This window comes from Denitrovibrio acetiphilus DSM 12809 (genome assembly GCF_000025725.1).
GTDB lineage: Bacteria > Chrysiogenota > Deferribacteres > Deferribacterales > Geovibrionaceae > Denitrovibrio > Denitrovibrio acetiphilus.
This window is the reverse complement of record NC_013943.1, coordinates 84,041-106,404: the sequence shown is the minus strand read 5'-3', so window position 1 is coordinate 106,404 and position 22,364 is coordinate 84,041. Positions and strand designations below refer to the sequence as shown.

21 protein-coding genes are annotated in these 22,364 nt (G+C 44.6%); 10 read left to right on the top strand and 11 right to left on the bottom strand.

Annotated elements, in window-relative coordinates; translation table 11 throughout:
• Positions 1-15: 15 nt before the first annotated feature.
• Complete coding sequence (locus DACET_RS00545; RefSeq protein WP_013009462.1) at positions 16-225, bottom strand: TOBE domain-containing protein; 210 nt, start codon at positions 223-225, stop codon at positions 16-18.
• A 206-nt stretch (positions 226-431) separates the two neighbouring features.
• On the opposite strand from DACET_RS00545, the gene DACET_RS00540 reads away from it, so the two are divergent.
• Both DACET_RS00540 and DACET_RS00535 read left to right on the top strand, forming a co-directional pair.
• Positions 432-1,424 carry an NAD(P)H-quinone oxidoreductase gene (locus DACET_RS00540; protein ID WP_013009461.1) on the top strand — a complete coding sequence of 331 codons (993 nt, stop codon included), beginning with the start codon at positions 432-434 and terminating at the stop codon, positions 1,422-1,424.
• Positions 1,425-1,546: 122 nt separating this feature from the next.
• Complete coding sequence (locus tag DACET_RS00535; protein WP_013009460.1) at positions 1,547-2,326, top strand: PhzF family phenazine biosynthesis protein; 780 nt, start codon at positions 1,547-1,549, stop codon at positions 2,324-2,326.
• On the opposite strand, the gene DACET_RS15260 is transcribed toward DACET_RS00535, so the two are convergent.
• Positions 2,316-4,196 carry a PAS domain-containing sensor histidine kinase gene (locus DACET_RS15260; protein ID WP_013009459.1) on the bottom strand — a complete coding sequence of 627 codons (1,881 nt, stop codon included), beginning with the start codon at positions 4,194-4,196 and terminating at the stop codon, positions 2,316-2,318. The two genes, DACET_RS00535 and DACET_RS15260, sit on opposite strands and share 11 nt — an antisense overlap.
• 162 nt (positions 4,197-4,358) lie before the next feature.
• On the opposite strand from DACET_RS15260, the gene DACET_RS00525 reads away from it, so the two are divergent.
• A complete protein-coding gene (locus DACET_RS00525) occupies positions 4,359-5,078 on the top strand; it encodes a DUF4412 domain-containing protein (protein WP_013009458.1) in 720 nt (239 codons plus the stop codon).
• Positions 5,079-5,131: 53 nt separating this feature from the next.
• On the opposite strand, the gene DACET_RS00520 is transcribed toward DACET_RS00525, so the two are convergent.
• The 4 genes from DACET_RS00520 to DACET_RS00505 all read right to left on the bottom strand — a co-directional run bounded on the left by DACET_RS00520 (position 5,132) and on the right by DACET_RS00505 (position 11,420).
• Positions 5,132-7,855 (bottom strand): glutamate synthase-related protein, encoded by a 2,724-nt coding sequence (locus DACET_RS00520; protein ID WP_013009457.1) that lies wholly within the window; start codon positions 7,853-7,855, stop codon positions 5,132-5,134.
• Entirely contained in the window at positions 7,848-9,044 is a 1,197-nt protein-coding gene (locus DACET_RS00515; RefSeq protein ID WP_013009456.1) for a class II glutamine amidotransferase domain-containing protein, read from the bottom strand. The genes DACET_RS00520 and DACET_RS00515 overlap by 8 nt, the downstream gene beginning before the upstream one ends.
• A complete protein-coding gene (locus DACET_RS00510) occupies positions 9,034-10,752 on the bottom strand; it encodes an FAD-dependent oxidoreductase (protein WP_013009455.1) in 1,719 nt (572 codons plus the stop codon). Before DACET_RS00510 ends, DACET_RS00515 begins: the two co-directional genes overlap by 11 nt.
• 251 nt (positions 10,753-11,003) lie before the next feature.
• Positions 11,004-11,420, bottom strand: a complete 417-nt coding sequence (locus DACET_RS00505) for a hypothetical protein (protein ID WP_013009454.1) — start codon at positions 11,418-11,420, stop codon at positions 11,004-11,006.
• Between the two features lie 155 nt (positions 11,421-11,575).
• Between DACET_RS00505 and DACET_RS00500 the strand changes: the two genes are divergently transcribed.
• Positions 11,576-11,851 (top strand): hypothetical protein, encoded by a 276-nt coding sequence (locus DACET_RS00500; RefSeq protein ID WP_013009453.1) that lies wholly within the window; start codon positions 11,576-11,578, stop codon positions 11,849-11,851.
• Positions 11,852-12,237: 386 nt separating this feature from the next.
• Here DACET_RS00500 and lpxK read toward each other — a convergent pair whose 3' ends face one another.
• Positions 12,238-13,128 carry a tetraacyldisaccharide 4'-kinase gene (gene lpxK / locus DACET_RS00495; protein WP_013009452.1) on the bottom strand — a complete coding sequence of 297 codons (891 nt, stop codon included), beginning with the start codon at positions 13,126-13,128 and terminating at the stop codon, positions 12,238-12,240.
• Positions 13,121-13,888, bottom strand: coding sequence for a glycosyltransferase family 2 protein (locus tag DACET_RS00490; RefSeq protein WP_013009451.1), 768 nt, complete (start codon positions 13,886-13,888; stop codon positions 13,121-13,123). The genes lpxK and DACET_RS00490 overlap by 8 nt, the downstream gene beginning before the upstream one ends.
• A 177-nt stretch (positions 13,889-14,065) precedes the next feature.
• On the opposite strand from DACET_RS00490, the gene DACET_RS00485 reads away from it, so the two are divergent.
• The 6 genes from DACET_RS00485 (at position 14,066) to DACET_RS00460 (ending at position 19,971) form a co-directional block, all read left to right on the top strand.
• Entirely contained in the window at positions 14,066-14,854 is a 789-nt protein-coding gene (locus tag DACET_RS00485; RefSeq protein ID WP_013009450.1) for an IclR family transcriptional regulator, read from the top strand.
• Between the two features lie 107 nt (positions 14,855-14,961).
• On the top strand, positions 14,962-16,566 hold the full coding sequence (dnaX, locus tag DACET_RS00480; RefSeq protein WP_013009449.1) for a DNA polymerase III subunit gamma/tau: 1,605 nt from the start codon (positions 14,962-14,964) through the stop codon (positions 16,564-16,566).
• 12 nt (positions 16,567-16,578) lie between these two features.
• Positions 16,579-17,094 carry a PaaI family thioesterase gene (locus DACET_RS00475; protein WP_013009448.1) on the top strand — a complete coding sequence of 172 codons (516 nt, stop codon included), beginning with the start codon at positions 16,579-16,581 and terminating at the stop codon, positions 17,092-17,094.
• Positions 17,095-17,186: 92 nt separating this feature from the next.
• Entirely contained in the window at positions 17,187-19,286 is a 2,100-nt protein-coding gene (locus tag DACET_RS00470; RefSeq protein ID WP_013009447.1) for a hypothetical protein, read from the top strand.
• 10 nt (positions 19,287-19,296) lie between these two features.
• Entirely contained in the window at positions 19,297-19,659 is a 363-nt protein-coding gene (locus DACET_RS00465; protein WP_013009446.1) for a diacylglycerol kinase, read from the top strand.
• Between the two features lie 72 nt (positions 19,660-19,731).
• Positions 19,732-19,971, top strand: a complete 240-nt coding sequence (locus DACET_RS00460) for a hypothetical protein (protein ID WP_013009445.1) — start codon at positions 19,732-19,734, stop codon at positions 19,969-19,971.
• A 156-nt stretch (positions 19,972-20,127) separates the two neighbouring features.
• On the opposite strand, the gene DACET_RS00455 is transcribed toward DACET_RS00460, so the two are convergent.
• From DACET_RS00455 to DACET_RS00445, 3 genes are read right to left on the bottom strand one after another with little or no spacing between them, the layout of a single operon-like run.
• Entirely contained in the window at positions 20,128-20,784 is a 657-nt protein-coding gene (locus tag DACET_RS00455; RefSeq protein ID WP_013009444.1) for a Crp/Fnr family transcriptional regulator, read from the bottom strand.
• 20 nt (positions 20,785-20,804) lie between these two features.
• Positions 20,805-21,605, bottom strand: coding sequence for a 4Fe-4S binding protein (locus tag DACET_RS00450; RefSeq protein WP_013009443.1), 801 nt, complete (start codon positions 21,603-21,605; stop codon positions 20,805-20,807).
• A complete protein-coding gene (locus DACET_RS00445; RefSeq protein WP_013009442.1) occupies positions 21,602-22,363 on the bottom strand; it encodes a 4Fe-4S dicluster domain-containing protein in 762 nt (253 codons plus the stop codon). The genes DACET_RS00450 and DACET_RS00445 overlap by 4 nt, the downstream gene beginning before the upstream one ends.
• Between the last annotated feature and the right edge of the window lies 1 nt (position 22,364).

Sequence of the window (22,364 nt, the reverse complement as noted above, 5' to 3'; positions counted from 1 at the left end):
TTTCCGCAGAAAACTTTAGTCCACAGCCACCATCACTGCTGAGGCTTTCACTATTGCATAAGCATCTTTACCCACGGCGAGACCAAGTTTTTCACATGATTCTTTTGTAATCATGGAAGTAACGACAGCTCCGCCTGGAATTTCTATATCAACCTCAACATTCACTGCACCAATTTTAAGATCAATGACCTTACCTTTAAAAGTGTTTCTTGCACTAAGCTTCATAACATGCCTCCTGTTTAGCAATACTGCGTTATTATATATTTACATAACGATATCCGCAAGCTTTATCAATTCAATTAACTAATAATTATCTATTTAACACCTTATAAACTCCATCGTTTATGCAGTTTTTTTAATATTTGCAAAAGAATAAATATGTGCCAAACTTATAGACAAAACAGGCTCGACACGAATAAAGGAGACGTTCTATGAAAGCAGTATTGATGAAAGAATTCGGAAGTGCTGATGTGCTCTACATCGGTGAAGCTGAAAAACCTGTTCCCGCAGCAAATCAGGTGCTCATAAAAGTTGCGGCAACTTCAATAAACAGACCGGACATCGTTCAGCGAGAAGGGAATTACCCGCCCCCAAAAGGAGACTCTGAAATACTCGGGCTGGAAGTAGCAGGAGTTATAGAAGAGGTCGGTGCCGATGTAAAAGACTGGCAAACCGGGGACAAAGTAATGACACTTGTGGGGGGAGGAGGCTACGCTGAATATGCTGTTGCATATGCATGTCACCTTATGAAAATCCCTGAAACTATGAGCTTTGAAGAAGCCGCATGTGTGTGCGAATCATACATCACAGCATTCTCTAATGTTTTCATGATAGGCGGATTTGAAGACGTACAGACAGCTATCTTTCACGGAGGGGGAGGCGGCGTAAATACAGCGGCCATACAACTCTCAAATGCACTCACCCCAAACAGCAAATATATAGTGACAGCCGCTCCGGAAAAGATGGATACGGTAAAAGAACTGGGAGCTTCACTGGTCATAGACTACACCACTACCCCTGACTTTTCAGAAGCTGTAAAGGAATATACAGCGAAAAAGGGTGTTGACCTCATCCTTGACCATGTGGGGGCAAAATACCTTAAGCCGAACATGAGTTCTCTCGGATATATGGGGAAACTCGTGATAATAGGCGTCATAAGCGGTATCAAAGCAGAACTCAATCTTGCCCTTATGATGGTAAAACGCCAGCAGATCATTGGCTCTGTCCTGCGCAGCAGACCTGTCGAGATGAAAGGTGAAATCGTTGCTGAATTCACCAGAAGAGCTCTGCCGAAATTTACAGACCGGTCAATTGTGCCCATGATACACAAAATATTCCCTATGGATGAAGCTGCACAGGCTCACAAAACTATGGAAGATGACAGCCACTTTGGCAAAATTGTGCTTAAAATACAAAATATCTGACCCAAATGCCCCGTTTTAAAAGCGGGGCTTAAACACCTGTGCCGGTTCCGCTTTCCTCTTTACTCTTCTTCTGCTGAACTGTTACTGGTAGTATTAAGATGATCACGCTGGGAGGCAGTTAAATGGATATCAGAATTTACCAGATAGACGCTTTTGCTAATGAGGTTTTTAAAGGCAACCCTGCGGCTGTATGCCCGCTGAAAGAAGTCATCTCTGACGAAATTATGCAGAGCATCGCTTTCGAAAATAATTTATCTGAAACAGCATTCATCTTCGAAAAAAATAGTAAACTAAACATACGCTGGTTCACCCCCGCCTGTGAAGTTGCTCTTTGCGGTCATGCTACGCTGGCAGGCGCACATGTGCTCTTTGAACACGAAGGTTTTGAAGGTGACAAAATAGAGTTCATGTCTGAAAGCGGTATGCTCACCGTTACCCGCAAGAGTGATAAACTGGAGCTCGATTTCCCCGCTGAACGTGTCGTCCCCTGCGAGACAGACCCTATTATAGAAAGAGCTCTGGGCAAAAAACCTCTGCAAACATACACAGGTTCGGACATGCTCGCTGTTTTCGAGTCAGAGGCGGACATTGCCGGATTCACCCCAGACTTCAAAGAACTCGCAAAGCTTAATGCCAGAGGGGTCATTGTCACTGCAAAAGGCGACAACTGTGACTTTGTCAGCAGGTTTTTCGGTCCGAATGTAGGCATAGACGAAGACCCAGTAACAGGCTCGGCACACTGCATACTCACACCGTATTGGGCAGACATAACAGGTAAAAAAGAATTGAAAGCTAAACAAATATCATCCAGAGGCGGTTCACTTGACTGCTCACTGTCAGGGGACAGAGTAAAGATCGGTGGCAAGGCAGTAACATATATGAAAGGTACCATCACCCTTTAGCCGGAACTCTTTTCAAAATAATCTTAAAACCGGCACCGTCAGGTGTATTATAAGCGGCAAGAGCCCCTTTCATATGGTCTTCGATAATAAGCTTAGACATGTAAAGACCTATGCCCGTACCTTTCCCCTCCTCTTTCGTTGTGAAATAAGGGTCGAAAACTTTGCCTAGCACCGACTTTGGAATCCCCCCGCCATTGTCCGTAACATCCACCATCACTTCGCACTCTCCGCCTGTAATGCCTATAAAAAGTTTTCTGCCTGAGCATCTATGTATAAGTGCGTCTTTCGCGTTCTGGATAATATTCATGAGCACCTGCTTGAACTCTGACGGATAGCCGGAAACCTGAGTCATAGGGTACGAACATGTCAAAGGCACAGAACCGTTGCAGGCAGCAAAGTCCTTATGGTCACACGTACAATTTATTTCGTACTCGATAAAATTATTATGAAGCTGTGCATCCACGAGGGAGACGGTCTCCGTAACGGCATTCACAACTTCAAACTCCGACTGCGCTTTACCTGGCTCGAAAAATGCTCTGAAATCATCAATGGTTTTTGACAAATGCTGCACGAGATTCATGGAGTCATTCTTAAAGCCTTCTAGCAGTTCCGGTGTGGTGTATTCATCATTGGCGCAATCTATTATATATTGGATATAAAGCCCCAGAGCATTCAGCGGCTGCCTCCACTGATGAGCAATCGCATTTATCATCTGCCCCATGTCGGCAAACTTTTTCTGCTCGAAAAAGAGCTGTTCATGCTGGATCCTCTTTGTCGTTTCCTCTTTAACCTTCTCCTCAAGCTCCAATGTGAGCTTTTCAAGGTCTCTGCTGGTTTCGAGTATCTCCTGCTTGGCATTTTCCAGCTCTGTAATGTCATTCGCTGTTATAACAAATCCGGCAATCTCACCCTTTGAGTAGTGGGGGGTGAAATTAATATCAAGGTACCTTCTTCGTCCTTCGGACAGTTCATACCAGTTCTGTGAGCGGATATCTTCCCCTGCGACGCATTTATCAAGGCAGACTTTAAGATACCCATCGTATCTGAGGCTGCCGTGAAAATCACGCATATGCACACCGACAATACTCTCTTTAGGAACTTCAAAGACTGATTCATAAGCATCATTAACCGCATAATACCTGTGGTCGAGCCCTACATATGAAATAAGCTCTTTGGCAGAGTTCATAATGTGCCCGAACGCTTCAAGTTCGCTGTGGGCAATCCTCAGATCACTTATATTCTTTCTGGTTGTCAAATAGAACATGAGTCCGCCGCCGACAAACATAACAACACAGATAAGGAGACCGGAAATTATAGCTGCACTTCTCGGTCTTATAACTTCAACATAAGGGACACTGGCTGTCAGCACCACACGCCTGTCTCCCAGATCAACAAAATCATAGGCCACCAGAAGTTTTTCGCCATATATATTGTCTTTGACAGTCACGCCTCTCTCCCCTTCATAAGCAAGGGACACGGGCTTACCCTCGGGGACATCACCGATAGGTTCTTTCAGCAAAAATGACTGCCCGTCTATGTTTTTGTAAACAGAATAAAAAGTTGTCCCATCCTTTACAATCAGCGCAAATGTGCTTGAGAAATCTCCCCCTATAGTCGAAGCAAAACCGTTCTGCATGTCAAGTACAGCAGAGTGAAAAGCTTCATTACTGGTTTCTCTGTGTTTCTCTATGTGGCTGAGGAAGATGACCTGAAGATTTACCTTTTTGTTGCTGACAATTTCACGCAGCCGCAGCTTGTGCAAATCAAATGTATTTCCATACCAGTACCGCATAACTCCGGCTACAGCTATAACTGCAACCAGAATAATCAGAATATACGCTATGATAAGCTTTCCGGAGAAATTTCTCATATAAATAATAACACCCTTGAGGTTTGGCTTAATGGTCACTTCTTAGCTATAAATAAATATAACACAGTTAATTCGAATAACAAATTTAACATCTTGTGCTATGCTATACTGATGTTTATACTTATGTGTTTTACATAAACTAAAGCTAATCGGGAGAATCTGATGAAAAATATTATCATAATCGCTGCAATGCTCTGTTTTTCATACGGGTATGCAGATATTACCGTTACAGAAGAATCAGACGGATCCAAAATGGTAACTTACTATGCCGATAATGTCTCTGCACACTATATAGACGGTCACTTAACAAACATAACCGACATCAGTAAAAGCCTTATAACTGTTCTGAACCCTATGGAAAAAACATACTTTCAGGCAACTTTTGAAGAGATGAGAGCACTTGCAGAACAACTTAACGAACAGATGAAAGCCATGGCGGAAAACCCTCAGTTTCAGGAACTGCTGGACAGACACGCCGGTAAAGTAGATATCAAAAAAGACGGCACAACAACCATAGCCGGATATAAATGCGATAAATACCTACTAAGTATGGAAGAGATGGGTGCCAGTGCAGAAGTATGTTTCTCAAAAGAGCTCGGTGATGCCCTACAGAAAGAAGTTGACATCAAAAAAGCCGAAAAACTCATGGACTCTCTGGAAATCGACGGCATGGGAGACATGATAGGTGTAAAGATATCAGAACTTGAAGAAAAAGCAGGGTACCCCCTCAGCGAGAAAACAGACAGCACAATGTTCGGTATGGAAGACGGATACGACAGAATAGTTACAGAAATATCAAAAACTAAGATAAAAAAATCAGTATTCAGCATCCCTGATGGCTATGAAAAGATAACAATTGATCAGGCAATGGGAAATTACTAAATAAAAGGCTGGGCATCATAACCCAGCCCTATTGTTTTTACTCTGCGGACTTCTTATTCATTCGACTTTGCCGACAGGCTTGAGATCGGAATTATCTTACAGAAATCAGCAAGAATCTGCTCTGGATTCGATTTGAAGTTCTTGGCAAACTCCTTAAGGCTTTCATTATAAGACTTATCTATATCAATATCTTTAAACTGGCTGATAAAGCTGTTTATGTGCCCTGTGAGGAACAGTTTGTCATCAGGAGTGAGATACTCTATCTTTCTTACCCCTTTGCCGAGCTGACCGTCTGTGACTCGCCCTCTGATGTATGCCGCCCCCGCAGTCATGCCGGAACATACATAATATCCGATAGGGTTCATCCTGTTCACGATATTTAATATTATACCGATACCACCCTGAGCGTACTCCATAAAATAGTCACCCATACCCTTTTCATGACCAAGCCCGTAAACAGCGACAGGAGCTCTTCTGCCGGAAAGCTTCACTTCAAACTGTTTCAGAAAATCCTGCCAGTTTGTTTTCACACGTTTCGCACGGCGGTGCTGGTATTTCTTTATAAGCTCTTTTAGGATCTCATCATCCGATGCGTTCTGAAACCTTTCAACATCTATATTTTTCCATTCATCCGGCAGTCCGGCCTTCATCAGAAGAAGATTACGCACTCCTCCTGATTTTGCCACACGGAATGTACCGCTAACAGAATATGCTGCAAAAAGGTCACTCACCTCACCTGCAATGTTTATCTCTTCGGGGTTTGATGTATTCGCTACACCGACCTGTGCATTTGCAGGTACAGTGGTAATAGTGGAATGGTTCGGTATAACGTTGATTTTTACGTCTCGAACAAAGGCAAAGGAGTGATTCCCCACAAGCCCCCGCACAGTGATCTCTTCGCAGCGGATACCTGTGCCAAGGGTTCTCTGCCCCATAACGTTATCGAGAAAAAACTTCTTAACACCTCTGTCCACAGCTTCTTTCATGATGTGGTTAATGTGCATGGATTCAATTTTGTCAAATCCGACATCAACCTTAAGGCTGTCCCCTTCGATACCGGAGAGAACCCTTTCAAAAACTTCTTTATTCTCTTCATAAGTGGCAGTTCTGGATTTAAATATCTTCTTCTCACGCTCTTTGATGGAAACATGCGGAACTTGTTTTGGATGATCTCCCTGTCCGAATGTCGCGAAAAGGAGCGGGTCGCCCCCGTGATACCTGAAGCGTCTTGCCCCAACGACGTCAGCGTGATTAGACATGCCAAGCCCGGCAGCCATCCCCTCCATGTCGTCATGAAAAGACCTGACCATACGGGCGATATTGTCTGACGCAGTAGCAGGGTCTATCCTGTGACCGTAGGGCCTGGATGTAATACCCCATGCGCACTGCCCCGTGTGGCATCTCCGGCAAAGAGTACAGCCGAGCACATGCAGAGTACGCATCCCCATACCCACAAAATCAGCCCCCGCAAGCATGGCAAGCATGGCATGAAAAGAATCCATAACCCCGCCCTCTGATATCAGCGAGATATGCTCACGAAGCCCCTCTTTACGCAGCGCCATATCCGCCATGTGGGTAAGATATATTATATTCAGTCCACGGTTCTGAAGGTCTACAAGATGCGCCGCACCTGTCGAGCCATCCCCCGCCTTAATTGTTATATAGTCGAATCCCGCCTTTGCGATAGCCACGCATATCTCTGCGAAATTCCATGCAGTGCCATAGACATCCGCCCCAATGAGCTTATCGTCACCGAGAAGTGCACGGAGAGATTCCACACGCATCGGCAGCTCTTCTATCGAATACTGAAGGTGTTGAGGGTTAGGACTTGAGAGATGGCGCAGAGCCTCCACACATCGGAGAAGAGCTATCTCGTAGTCGTTCTTCTTGTCCTGAAGCCTTCCGCCCTTCCCTTTTTTAGCATCCTGCCCGTACTTCATAGAGATTCCGGCAAATTTATCAAGCTCCACCCAAGGACCAAAGCCACCGGAACCGAATTGCAAAATGCAGTGGCTGGCGGCTGCCATCATATCAGGGTGCACAAACCCTTCCCCGGTAAAGAATGGTCTGCCAAGCTTAACGCATGCCATCATACGTGCAAGTATCGCCTCGTGGCTGTTTGAGCCATAGGACTGATGCACATCGAAAATGGGCGTATCAACCTGAAACCTTGCGGCACGTTTGCCCAGAGTCATATTACGCATCTGCCCGGCATATTCGTTCATGTGGTCTCTTGTGGGAGAGAGAATCTCTGCGGCATCAATGAGCCAGTCAGTATACATCTTTGACTGACCACGCCCGAGGTGAGCGGATGATATAGTGGATTTACCTCCGGCACGGGATATGATGTTATTTATCTGTTCGTGCCCCGTGAGGTTCACGCCTATATCGTGATAGTCCGGATTGTCATAAACTTTTATTGCTCTCTGCGGGCACATTTTAACGCACCTCTTGCAGTTACAGCATTCGTCGGGGTTTATCCAGAGTATCTTCTCTATGAGATTGATTTCGTCGCTACTGTCTGGAGATACCCTGTGTCCGCCGTCATCGTAATAACGCTCTTCCATGGTAAAAACACCATGCCCCGCACCGGGTTCTTTTATATTATGCGTACAGCTTTCAACGCAGGTCGAGCAGTGGACACAGCCTCTCCCCGGCTCTTCGATATCGTCTGTAACTTTCACCCAGTATTTTGCCCCCTGAGCAAAGATCCCTTTCTCATCCGGCTCGGTATATCTGATGGAGCGCTGTATAACTATATCTTTTTTATCAATCATGTTTCTTCCACCCGTAATCAAGTTTGGTCACCTTCTTATCCTTAACCTCAAAGCCGATTATTTTTCCCGCCTCGGGGTCATACATATTCAGCTCTTCATGCATGAAATACGCAGCAGAGATGACCGCCCTCTGTTCAGAACCAAGCAGTGCCACTTTGTCGTTCACCCCTACAGAAAATGACCTGAGATGGTCTCTGTCAGTGAATCCCACAACAACATCCTCCACAAGAGTGATAGCTGTGGCAGGCCCTGACATCTTCATCCTGTAAAGCAGCGGATCAGCCATAAGAGCGTCAAAGCGCTCTTTATCTTCCGGAGCCATGGCGCACAGCTCCTGCGGGAATTTTCTGCACATAACCCACTCTATCTCCTCCAGACTGTAGCCCTGCTTCAGCAGGTATGCCACAGAGAGAAATATAGCCTCGGAATCTGTACCGGCTGTGAGCATAATATCAAGCTGCTCCAGAGCACGTGCGTTTGACATGTCGCTGGAAAGGTGTCCGTTATGCACACCGGCGATCTCACCTATGGATATCGGCTGAGGCCCCCACCAGAGACCACGCCCCTGCGAGGTCGGCCAGCGCAGGTGTATCAGACACGCATCATAATAGCTGTTTTCAAACTGGTGGATGTCGTAAATATCTATCGTTTCTTTCAGCTCAAAGGCAGTAAGGAATGTTCCGTTGTATCTGGAACTGGAAAATATTCTAGCATCATCAATATACTGCCTGTTAAAACGGCTGACGACTTTTGCTATGTATTCTGACTCATTCTGAATATGCTCACGGTACATCATCTCCTCCGGCGAAGGGGGAACAATGCTGTAGTGCATTATCACAGGCAGATCATATGCATAATAGAATTTCCGCTGAACCATATCACGCTTTTCAAGGATACGAAGTCCCATACTGCTCAGAACTTCGTCCAGCTCGGATATTTTGTCTTCTGAACGGAACATTATATGAAAATTAAAAAAACCTGTATCTTTATAAAGGCTCTTAAGTGTGACCCCTGCGCCGGTACGTCCACGGTACTGCATACACCTTGCGGCTTTCAGCAGCGCATCCAGACTGAAATCACCAACAACAGCGAGCAGTCCGCAGGCGCCCCCCGGAAGTCCTTCTGCGCCACCGGAAAAGTTGCTGACGCTTATATTTCTCGACCTTGAGAATTCCTCATTAATGATCATGATCACACCCTCCGTCGTCAAATATCTCACATGCGGAGATGTACTGCTGTTTACGGAAATCATCCAGCTTCGAGCCCTCTTTGGTTACTGTCAGTGCTGACCTAGGACACGCCTCAACACTTTTATAAGTAGCATCACCGAGTTTATCTTCAAGAAACTCGTAAAAATGTGCATCAGGTTCCGGTGTCCACCCCTTCTTAAGCTTTATAAGGGAACCGTCACTGTAGAACCAGCACCAGTCACACTGGATGCAGATACCGCAGTTGAAACATCTGGAAGCCATAAGCATTGCCATGTCATCTTCCGCTGTCTGCACTATCTCTTTAAAATTATTCTCTCTTTCAGCAACGGGGAGTTCGTCTTCCACAAGCCTGCCTGTTTTCTCAAAATACTTTGTATTAAGCATGTTATAAAATGCTGTATCCCGCCTTGATTCCGGCTCTGCATCCTCTCCGAGAAATTCACGCACAGCCTTTACTGTGTCCTGAGCAAGCCCCACCACACGGACAACCATACCAACACTCTCAACATTGCCCATCGCAGCGTCACCGGTGACGAACACTTTATCCCTGTCCTCTTCCTGAAGATCAGGACATATCATCCGCGGGAAATCCACAGTAAAGCTTTCGCCTACAAAGTAGAGATCAGGTCTGTCACCTATCGCCAGTACAACACGGTCAAACTCGTGCTCCTCCACCAGCCCCGGAACAGCAAACGGCTTTGCCCGCCCGCTCTCGTCCACAGGCCCCAGTTTCATAACCTGAACCTGCACTTTCAGTTTCTTTCCAGCCTTTTCTATCTTCAGAGGCTGCCGCAAAAAATTATAGGCAACACCTTCTTTAATAGTATCTGCCACCTCTCCGGCATGAGCTGTCATTTCATCTTCTGTACGTCTGTAAAGGACTGTCGGCTCTGCGCCCAGACGCACGCTGCATCTTGCCACATCAATAGCCGAGTAACCGCCTCCGATTACGCATATCTTTTCGCCCTTCCTTATCTTAAGCTCCTCAGCCAGACCGAAATTAATCTTCCGCAGGAAAGGTATCGCGGATTCAGCAAGTTCTTCCCCTTCAATATTCATCTCAGCAGGCTTATGCGCTCCGGTAGAAACAATAACTGCATCGTATTCACGGGTAAGGTTAAGAAATTTATCTTTATTGATATTCTCGCCGCATTTAATTTTAACTCCTGCTTTCATTATAAAATCAAGCTCATGACTGAAGACGTCACGGGGATATCTGAAAGCGGGAATCCCCTGTGTCAGCAGCCCCCCCGGAGTATCCTCCTTCTCATAGACATCTGTACGGTAGCCAAGCCTCGCAAGGAAATACGCAGCGGAAAGTCCGGCAGGCCCCGAGCCTATTACAGCTATTTTCAGATTTTTATCAGGTGCAAGCCTTTTCGGCTCCAGACCATTTCTGTATCCCCAGTCAGAAACAAATCTCTCCATAGCCCTGATATCAACAGGTTCGTCAAATTTCGTCCTGTTGCAGGCAGTTTCGCACGGATGATCACAGAAACGTCCACAGCCGGAACTGAACGGATTCGTCTCTTTTAAAACATAAAACGCCTCTTCGAAACGTCCCAGCTCGGTAAGATACAAAAATCTCGGTATGTCGTTTCTGGCATAGCAGCCGTGGTTCCCCAGATGATCACGGGAATAGCACGGGCTGAGTTTATTGAAGTATAACGGAAAAAGCTTTTTCACTCAAACCTCCGGTTATTAAGTATGTTTAGTTCATTTGGATCTAAATAATATGAATATTAAAAGTATAGCTCAAATACTGACTGGTGCAATCAACAAAAACGGCGAGTGTTTTGCACCCGCCGTTTCGCTATAATGAGAGAGTAGAGGTTTTATTGGATTCGCCTTTTACAGCAACCATATTTATATAGTATACCTTTTTTGTCTGATTTCAAGTCTTTATTACAAGGCATCGCTGATACAAAACTTGTTCCTCAGATAATTTTCTGAAGATACACAAGCTTTTCTATAGACCGCTGTAAACTCTGGAAAACTTCATCTTTTTTATGCTCTTTATCCATACACGAAGCAACAGCCCTTGCTGTTTCAGCCAGAGCGTCTGCTGCAGCGTCGGTTAGCGCCTGTCCTGAAGAAGCCTCAGGAAGCCTGCACACGCAACAGTCCATATCACGTGCGACAATATTCAGCACATCGACACATTTGTAATTGATAAGCACGTAGAGAAAATTCTCCAGTGTCGCAGACTTGCTACTGTCGTAAGCATAGTTTTTAATCTGGTTTACTGAAATGTCCAGCTCTGCCGCCAGTTTTTCTCTTCTTATCCCTTTTTTGTTTACTGCCTTAAAGAGTTCCCCGCTGATGTCACATGCATATTTTCTGAAATCTCCCATGATTACCCCCTAATAATGCATACTGCAAATTATTCTACATCTGTGAATTAATACTAATGTATATATAATATTCACTTGTATAGCATATAGTAACACATATTACTTTTATTTGCAATAAGTGAATTTTTAAGTTATTTAGTTACTCGGGAGAAGCTATGACCATATATCTTGTACACTGTGATTTTAAAGCCGGAAGTCCTGCTATGGCAAATATTGAGAAGATCATAAACGATTATGACGGAGTCAGGCACAGACAAGACAGCTGGTTCATTGCATCCGATGAACCGGTAAGCGCAATATACGACAAACTTAAAGACAGCCTTGCGCACTCTGACTATATTCTCATCACAAAGCTAAACTACGACCACATATGCAACTACCCCCGGAACATAAAAAACTGGATTAGTAAAAACATGGCACAGTATATTTAAAACACCCTGACAGCAGAAATTGTATATAAAGCCAGATACTGCCCTGATGAATATTACCATAAATCGTAGAATATCAAAACAGAACTACAAAGAGACAGCCTTGCATGGTGAGCGGAAGATACTTTTTTCGTAATAATGATGCAAAATAACTATTGATAATTTGGCTACCAGTCGTATGTTAGTATTATCAACAACGGCTCGGACAGTACGTAGGAGGCGCGGAAAAGCCTCGAGTGAAAACAAGAGTTCGCCGTGTTGTTAAAATAAATATGGAGGTAGGACGATTAATACCTCGAACTTCAGCCCCCGCTGAGAAGATCTTGATAAAAAGGTTTTGCGGGGGCTTTCTATTTTATAATCTCAGCACCTGTTAACAAACCGCAGGGCTACCCCAACAGTTCAAAAAACTTCTGCGCCTCTCGAAGGTTTATATCAATCTTAAGATAATGCACCCTTTCCTTAACGTCTTCCGGCAGTTTTACATAATCTTTTTCTGTGGTCAGGATCAGGTCAGCTTCAATCTCTTTCGCCTTACGCTCCACAACATATGTTTCACGCCCGCAATAACAATGGTGATCACTATAAAACTTTCTGCCCACAAGCTCTGCCCCAAGGGACTTAATAAAACTGAAAAACTTCTTCGGTGATGCAATCCCTGCAAAAGCAAAGACCTTCTTCCCCTTCATCGCTATTTTAGCTTTACCGTCAACGCCATATATACCGGAATAATCCACATTACTAAAAAACACAGGTTTACCCTTAACAAACTTCGCAGCCTTTTCAGGAATTCTATCATCTTCTGCACGGGTAAAGACAACGATATCCGCCCTCTTTATCCCCGATGCAGGCTCACGAAGATACCCGAAAGGAAACATCAGCCCTGTCGAGATCGGCTTTTTATGATCCAGCAGGCAGATATCAATGTCACGATGCATCTTATGGTGCTGGAACCCATCGTCAAGCAGATAGATATCAGGCTTAAAATGCTTTTCAGCATATTCATAAGAGCGCACGCGTTCTTTCCCTGTAATGACTATTGCCTCAGGACAGTTCACCGCTATCATATAAGGTTCATCAGCAGCTTTGTCCGGTCCGAGAAGTATGCTTTTGCCGTCACTGACAACATTTGTATCGTAGCCTATATTCCCCTTATACCCGCGGGACAGGATACAGACCTTTTTACCTTTTGATATGTAGTGCTTGGCGAGCATGATAGTAAAAGGGGTTTTCCCTGTGCCCCCCATGCTAATATTTCCTATGGAGATAACTTTAGACATTATTTTTATCCTTTATTTCTTTCAGAAACAGATATTTTAGATATACGTATATAAACGAGCTAACAGCAACAGCCAGCCCTGCGAATCCGTCCATGAAACCAAGCTTTATAAAGTATTTTTTTACAAAAGCGTATGCAGGCTTAGTTATGAGACCAAAATATGAAAATCGTTTCCCGTTTTTATAATATGACTCTGCCGCAACTTTAGCGTATTTTACAAGCCTCTGATAGTGGTCGTAAATATCTTTGTATGAGTAATGAAGCAAATAACCGCTTCGAAGTTTCTCAACACTCCCCTCAATGCACAGGACATCATGGGGGTCATACCCTCCCCATACAGGTGCACACTTGCGCCTTACCAACCGCAGCTTCCAGTCCGGCTGCCATGAATAATCAAGAAACTTCCCCATATAGAAAGTCTTGCGGTTAACCATGTAACCGTCTGATGTCGGGTGTTCTACAGCATGGACAACTGACTTCCTTAGTTTCTCGTCAACAACTTCGTCACAGTCCAGACTCAGAATCCATTCACAGGAGCACTTCTCAAGAGCGGAATTCTTCTGCGCCACATGCCCCTTCCAATCTTCATCAAAAACCTTTGCCCCATAGCTTTCGGCTATCTCTGCTGTTTTGTCTGTGGAATGGGAATCTACTATGATTATTTCAGACGCAAAATCAGCTATTGCCTCAAGAGTACGTCCGATGTTAGCTTCTTCGTTAAACGATATTATGGCCACTGATACAGGTAATTTATTCAACATTTGCATCCCTGATTAAATTTTAAGCACTAGTATATCAGTTATTTGTAAAAATGCACAATATTTAGTTAATTTTTACTTCCAACAATTCAATTATTGTGGTTTACTGTGGTCAAATCACTTGCGCATATTATAACAATATTCTATAATTGGAATATTTATAACTATAAGGAGCATATAATGGCATACAAACCCGAAGTGAAACCTGTTCAGTCAGTTTATCACGCTCTGCAACTTTTCGAAGTTTTCAGAAATGCTGAAAACAAAGATGAGTTCGGAGTGACAGAACTGAGCAAGTCTCTCGGTCTTCATAAAAACAATGTGTTCCGACTGCTTGCTACTCTGGCTTCCAGAGGATACATTGAGCAGAACCTCAACACTGAAAACTACCGCCTCGGGATCGGTATTTTTAATCTGGGTCAGAAATTCGTCAACAAACTCGGCATACTTAAGCTTTCCAGACCGTTTATGGAGAAGATCGTATCCGAAGTTAACGAATCTGTCTATATCGGCATTCTCCGTGAGGGGAATGTTATCTACCTCGACATAGCTGAAACACAGCTCCCCGTACGCGTAATCAGCCGCGTGGGGAAAGATGTCCCCGCATACTGCACCGCAATCGGTAAAGTGCAGCTTGCTTATTCGTCAGAGGAAGAGATCAATAAGATATATATGGGTGCGAGACTCAAACGTTACACAGACCTGACTGTTACATCTCTGCCGGTTCTTAAGAAAGAACTTAAGCAGGTCGCAGCAGAAAACTACGCCTTCGACAACGAAGAGTTTGAAAACAGAGTCCGCTGTATCGCTGTACCGATTAAAGACTACCTTGGTGTGCCTGTTGCGGCACTCAGTGTTACAGGTCCGGCATGTCGGATGACACAGGAACGGATGGAGAAAGAGATCCTCCCCGTTGCGAGAAAATACGCCAGAGAGATATCAAAACGACTTGGCTTCCAGGAAGCTTAATAACAGGCGGTACTCGAAAGGGTGCCGCTTTTTTTTTGCACTCCATCCATAAAGACATAAGGAAAATCTCTCTTTACATTCGGCATGGAATCCTATAATTTTTGTTTATGTCATATATAGCACTAGCCAGAAAACTGAGACCCCAAAATTTCGATGAGCTTTCAGGACAGGAGTTTGTGGTAACCACCCTAAAAAACTCCATAGAGATGGGAAGGGTTGCCCATGCATACCTTTTCACAGGCCCCAGAGGTGTCGGCAAGACAAGCGCCGCACGTATTCTGGCAAAAGCTGTTAACTGCCTTGAGCCTGTCGGCTCTAATCCATGCAATAAATGCGAAAACTGTACGGAAATAACTTCCGGTACATCAATGGATGTAGTGGAAATAGATGGTGCCTCCAACAGAGGTATAGACGAAATACGCGAACTGCGTGAGGCTGTGCGCTTCCTCCCTGTTAAATGCAAGTTTAAAGTCTATATCATTGATGAGGTTCACATGCTCACTGAGCACGCCTTTAATGCACTGCTGAAAACTTTGGAAGAACCGCCGGACTATGTGATGTTCATACTGGCTACCACAGACCCCCAGAGACTGCCTGCAACGATAATCTCACGATGCCAGAAATACGACTTTAACAAAATTCCTTTCGAGATCATGTATGACAGCCTCGCCGGAGCGATGGATACGGAAGGGATAGAATACGACAAAGACGCACTAAACCTTGTTGTGCGAAACTCTGACGGGTGTATGCGGGACTCCCTCTCGCTCCTCGACCAGATTATAGCTTTCACCGGAGGCAAACTGGATGAGCAGAGCACATCCTTTCTACTTGGCTTTTCTGAGAAATCCCTCGTAGACAAACTTTTTGCCCTGATAATAAAAGAACAGCCGGAAGAAATACCGGACGCAATAGAAGAACTGTCCGGCAAAGGTGTCAACTTCGCTTTTGCAACAGAGACACTCATAGGGCATACCAGAAACCTGCTGATGCAGCTGATCACAAAAAAGGAAAACAAAGAGCTGACATCAAAAGAGAACGACTACTATAAAGAACTTGTGAAAAACACTTCAGAACAGCAGTTATACGCTCTGTTTCAGGTATTCCAGAAGTTACTGAATGACCTTAAGTTTTTTAGTTTCGAGCAGTATATTTTTGAGTTCGGCATGTATAAAGCTGCAAACATAGGTTCTGTAATCTCTTCAAAAGGTCTGGCGTCCCAGACATCATCCGACACTACAGGCAGAGCAGCTACTGTAAAAAAACCAGTGGCGGAAACATCATCCAAACCAACCCTCAGCAGCACAGATCTGGAAATGCAGAATATCATAAGCGCTGTGGAGCAGGAAATCCCCGGGTCACTCTCCTCTATGCTGGGACACGGATACATTGTACACATCGCTGACAAGGTGCTGACTATTGGTTTCTCCTCAGAGAAAAAGTTCTACTTTGACTTCGTGAACCGTGCACAGAACATGCAGGCGCTAAACAGGATTATCCCCGCTGCTTTCAACAGCATAGATCAGGTTAAAACAGTCATCGAGCAAGACACCAAAAAAAAAAGCATAGTTGAAAAAAAACAGACAATAGAAACCTTCCACGAAAAAAAAATCAGACAGGAAGCAAAAGAGGACGGGCTTGTCCAGAAAATCATACGCGAGTTTGATGGAAAGCTGGAAGATATCGAAGTGTTGCAGAAACCATCTTTCGAGTAGACAGGCAGCCGAATGGAAAACCTCACAAAACAAAACAGCAGCACAGGCTGCTTCGTATGCGGCATAAATAATAATCACAGTCTAAAAGCAAAATTCTACCACATAGGCAACGGAACCCTTATAGCAGAGTTCAACGCTATGGATCAGCACCAGAGCTACCCTGGAGTCCTCCACGGGGGCATAGCAGCGGCGATACTTGACGAAACAATGGGGCGAACCATCCTTTCAATAGACGAAAATCTCTGGGGCGTCACCATAGACCTTAATATGAAATACCGCAAACCTCTACCCACAGGAGACAAGCTCTACGCTAAAGCTTTTCTGACCGAGCACAAAAACAGATCCTTTACAAGTGCAGGGGCAATAATACTTCCGGATGGGACTCCTGCGGTCACCTCTACTGGAAAATTTATGAAACTTCCACTGGATAAAATCACTCAGGGGGGAAACTTTCTGGAAGACTGGTTCTATGTTGAGGATGAGAGACCTGTAAACCTGCCGGAATATATTATCAATTTTCAATTATAATACCACCAGACATTAATCGCATATTAACCTGACAATAACATTACTTAACTGATTAATAATAGAGCGTATATCCCCTTACAAAGAGGTAATTTATGCTCAGAGTTTCTGTTTTAATATTATTATTATGCACGCCCGTATCTGCATTCGCAGAAAATAATTTCATAAATATCAATATTCAAAATAAACTTTTTGAGCAGTCTGCTGTCAACATTACGGTGGGTGATATTAAAAACCTGCTCAAAGAAAGCTTTAAAGGTAAATCCGTAACGATCAACGGAGATAACGCAGAGATAAATATTTACCTGAGGCTCCAGACAAATAACGACATTCCAACTGCAAGAGTTTTCCCCTCTAGCATTTTATATCCTGTACAATTTTACATGTGGAAGTCGAGGCCCTCGAAAGAGGGTCTCACTTTGACCCTTTCAGCACCGGACGCAATGGGCATTGTGTTTGGTCTTTACGGTCTGCTTCAGGAGAAGCTCGGCTTCCGCTTTTATCATCCGAAAAATACATTTATCCCTGCCCTGACAGAGTGGAATCTACCTTCGTCCTTCACTTTTGAAGGGGAGCCCCTCTTCCAGAAGCGAGGATTCCACCTTCACACAATGCACCCTATGGAGCTTACAGAGCAGCTTCACAGCAGTATGGACGGCACAGGTTATTACGATGTCAAAGAGTATATAGACTGGCTCGTACGCAACGGACAAAACGTTATGCAGTTCTGGCTTCTGCGCACAGCAGACAGAGAGACATGGACTCAGCACGCATCCAGATATGTCCGCTACGCAAAACAGCGCGGGGTACTCACAGGAGCAGTGATAAGCCTCTCCACCCTTCAACAGAAGGCATTTCAGACCGTAAATCTCCTCAACCCATTAGAAAGCTACGAAAAGCAGATAGATGAAAATGTTAAATGGCTTCTTCAGGTTCCTTTCGATTATGTAAGTATCGATTTTACAATGGGGGAATACCTCCCTGACCTCTCAGAACTTATGCCCGAGCATAAAAAATACCTCATCAAAACTATCAAAGAGAAGTACGGCGTGAATGTAATGGAAAACACTCATGTCATTAAGCGGAAACCGTCAGAAAGCCCTGACACAGCAGGGGTGATGATACATTCAGTAATGTTTTATTCGCTAACAGAAGATGAAGCGCCGGTCTACGGCAACAAAAATCAGCAGTTTATGTTTGAGATGATGCAGAAGGAGAAGACCAGACGGGAGACTTGGTACTGGCCGGAATCGTCATACTGGGTAACATTTGACACCTCTGTCCCGCTCTTTCTCCTGCCGTATCTTAAAAGCCGCCACGATGACATAACACTAATGGCAGATCAGGGGATAGAAGGTCATGTAACATTCACTTCCGGCTGGGAGTGGGGATACTGGGTTATTGACTACAGTATCGCCAGATGGTCGTGGCAGTTCAGAACAGACGGAGAGATTCATAAAACATCGCCGGTTTCTGTGCTGGCTGATGTATTTGCAGACGACGCCGAAGCACTCTTTAACTATGCCGCAGATGTACAGGAAAAATACTTAAAAGATGAAAAACTCATAAGTCTTTTGTCCGCAAAAACACCCTTTGAAGAACTTCCGTGGCCCTTCAACAAAACTTTTCAGCCAAAAGGCAATTATTCCATGCTGAAGGCTTCGCTTCCATTCGTCGGGAAAAAACATCGTGAAATGATAAAACAGGAAGCGCAGATGCTGATGGATTTCTCAGATGATCTGTTTTTTATCGTTAATGCTCTTCATAACAATGCACAGCCAACCGACCCGCTCCGTGACTCGCTGAGGACAGAGATAATGGAATCGCTGGAGATAACTGCACTTCGTGCCAAACACAGGTATTATACACTTCTGGCCGGAGCCTTCCGCAACTATAACCTTAATGATTCCTCCGAATATTATTTTGAGTCCCTCCTTGCGAATGCAGCAAAAACAAGAAAACAAGCGAAAAGTATCGTCCGCTCCATGGAGCTTGAATACAGATATCCCGTTTCCCTTATCGCCAGAAAGATGCAGAGCCATACCTCATACGACTTCGGATACCTCTACCCTGTAAGCGATCTGTACTTCTGGCAGCGTGAAGAACAGCAGGTTTCCAGAAGCCGTTTTGATGCTTTCTTTATGAATATCTGGAATTTCTGGGATACACTTGGACTGGACGGACTATTTAAATAAAGAGGACACAATGCTAAACAAACAAAAATTCGGTCTTATAAGAAATACATCCTTCGCAATTCAGGGGCTGACAGAAGTTTTCCGCAACGAATCATCATTCAAGACAGAAGTGTATATATTTATAGTATGCCAGCTGGTTTTCTTTCTGCTCCCGGTACCTATGCTGGCAAAAGCGATCCTGTCAACATCTTCTTTCCTCCCCCTCTTCGCAGAACTTGCAAACAGCGCCATAGAGAGAAATGTTGACCTCGTCACCATGGAATTTGACGAAAAAGCTAAAGCCGCAAAAGATGCCGGTAGCGCAATGGTCTTTGCCTCTTTCATTATCACAGGAGTGATCTGGTTCTGGACGGCATATTTTCTCATTTTTTGACAGCGATCAAGTTTTTCTACCGGTCAAACACCTATAGTACACTCAAACAATACACATAAAAGGAGTGTCAATATGCACGATGGATGCAGCGGCTCTTTCGAGTCAGGAAAACAGGTTGTAGATAAGCTGAGAGCGATGGGGTTTTCTTCCGGTAATATGCCCCTTCCCCTTGAAGTTCCGTGCTCAGAATGCGGCAAAACCTTTCAGATGGAAACCTTTGAAGCGCAGTGCGACTGCGGGATGGTATATGGCGTGACACCATGCCACGCTTTCTCTCCTGAAAACGTTCAGGCGGCAGGCAAAGATTACTAAGGGATCCTCAACCAGCAATATTATTTTGTCGTATTACATATATTTAAATAACCTGACTAATTGCCAAAAATCAGATAACGAAGCAATCTTGTATCATGCGGCACTGCTGACATGTGCAGGTTGCTTCCCCGCAAGGGGCTTGTAGTAGCGGTGGAGCTACTGCTGAATAAGGTCTTTCAAAACTTTGATCTCCCTCCCCTGCACCTCGATAAAGCCTTCTTCTGCAAGCTTTTTCAGCACACGTGAAAATGTCTCTGGAGTCGTGCCCAGCAACAGAGCAAGTTCCCCTTTGGGCACAGGGAGCTTGATAACTTTTGACTCTTTCTTTTTCTGAGCGGCAAGCCAGTTTACAAGTCTCGCACGGACATCATTTATGGTCAGGCTCTCTATAAGGTTTACAAAATATTTTATACGCCTCGAAAGTGCCGCTATCAGCCTCATCGAAACCATAGGATCACCTGCGATAATCTCTTCCAGCTTTTTGGCGTCAATCTCCACAAGGTCGCACTCTTCGAGGGTCATAGAGGTGACCGGATATTTAAGACCGAGCTGAAGCAGTATCTCTGCAAAAATCTCTCCGCTGCGGACAAAGTGAACAACAGCTTCACGCCCCTCATCGTTGGTACGGTAAAGCTTTATGCTCCCCTGCACCAGAAAGAAGACCGTGCTCCCCTCCTCATTTTCCATAAAGAGTATCTGTTTTTTGTCCACTCTGCGGTAACGACAGACATTTTCCAGAAGCTTTATCAGGTCTGCGTCATCACTGCCGAAAAAATCCCGGGCAAAAGCCACAACTGCTTGTTTTTTATCCATGAGGCGTATTATATCATAGATTACCGGAATGTAAACTTAAGGGTATCCCTCTTTTTATTGTCCGGACAGATATCTATACAATCCCCACAGTTATGGCAATGCAGGCTCCCCCCCTCTGTCATGGGATTGATCACAGCAGGGCAGGCCTTGATACAGCTCCCGCACATGGAGCATGTATCAGTAACCTTCCGCACAGTCATCCCGTGCTTGTTACGAAACAAAGACAAAAATGTCCCTGTGGGGCAAAAGAGCCTGCACCAATAACGGTAGTAGAAGAGTTCCAGAAAAAGTATGACAAATACTATCAGAAGCTCAAATGTCACATAGCCGAACTTAACTACCACCAGAGCCTGAGACGATATAATCCCCGGTGCGGATATCAGGTTAAGGACAGGCACACCGATAACTGCCATTACTAAAAAACCGATCAGCAGAAAGATAAAACGAAACCTTGAAGCCTTTGACGGATATGCAGCAGAATAAGACGGTTTCCGCAGTTTCAGCCCTAGTTTTTTCTTACAAAATTCTACCCATTCGGTAAAAAAGTAATACGGACAAAACCAGCTGCACCATACACGTCCCAAAAGTATCATCAACGCAATAGGGATAACCACCGAAGCCAGCATATGAATATTTATAATGCGTGACGCAAGCATCGACTGAAATACGGCAAGGGGGTCAGCTATAGCAGCATCGCCTATGTCCATTGAGTAAAAAGTGCCCTTGATAAAATACAGTTCCCACACATTCATAAATGGTATTACAAATATAGCAATCAGTGTTGCTGTCTGGGCAGTATGTCTAAGTGTTTTTATCTTCATTGTTCCTGCCACTCGTCCTTGTCTTCATCCAGATCGACATTATATTCAAAGTCCGGTTTCACACCGAAAGAACTTATGTTCTGTTTGCGCTCAAGAAGCTCTTCGCCGTGAGCAGTCCCTTCAGCCCCTTCTTCCCCGTGAACCTTCTGCTTTCTGCTGAAAAACCCGCCTTCCGCCTCAACAGGCATTCCGATCGGATATATATTAATGGATTTAGGTGTCGTAGGGCATTTTTCAACGCAGATACCGCAGCCGGTACATTTATCCGTAATTACAGGCAGTATGAATTTATCCAGATAAATTGCTTCATCCGTAAACGGGCAGACATTGTTGCAGGTATTGCAGAGCTGAGCCAACCCTTCTGAAACACCCTCCTCTTCTTCTCTGAAATAAAGATAATTAAGGCAGGTGTCCTGATTTATTACAGCAATTCCAATACGGACATTCTCAGGTTTGACAAGTTCCGGATTCAGCGCACCTGTCGGGCACACCGGAGGGCACTTCATGCATAGATAGCACGCGCGTTTGTCTGCAAAAATATAAGGTGTCCCTATCTGCAGCTTCTCGTAAAGATCCGCTCTATGGATAGAGTCATAAGGACAAACCTCTATGCATCTGGCACACCTTATGCACAGCTCCATAAACATCTCTTCCGCAACTGCTCCGGGGGGGCGCAGTCTATTCAGCTTAAAGAAATTCTTAAACGGGTTGTTGTTAAGAAGCTTCCCGAGTTTATCAGTAAATCTGTTCCTCGGCATG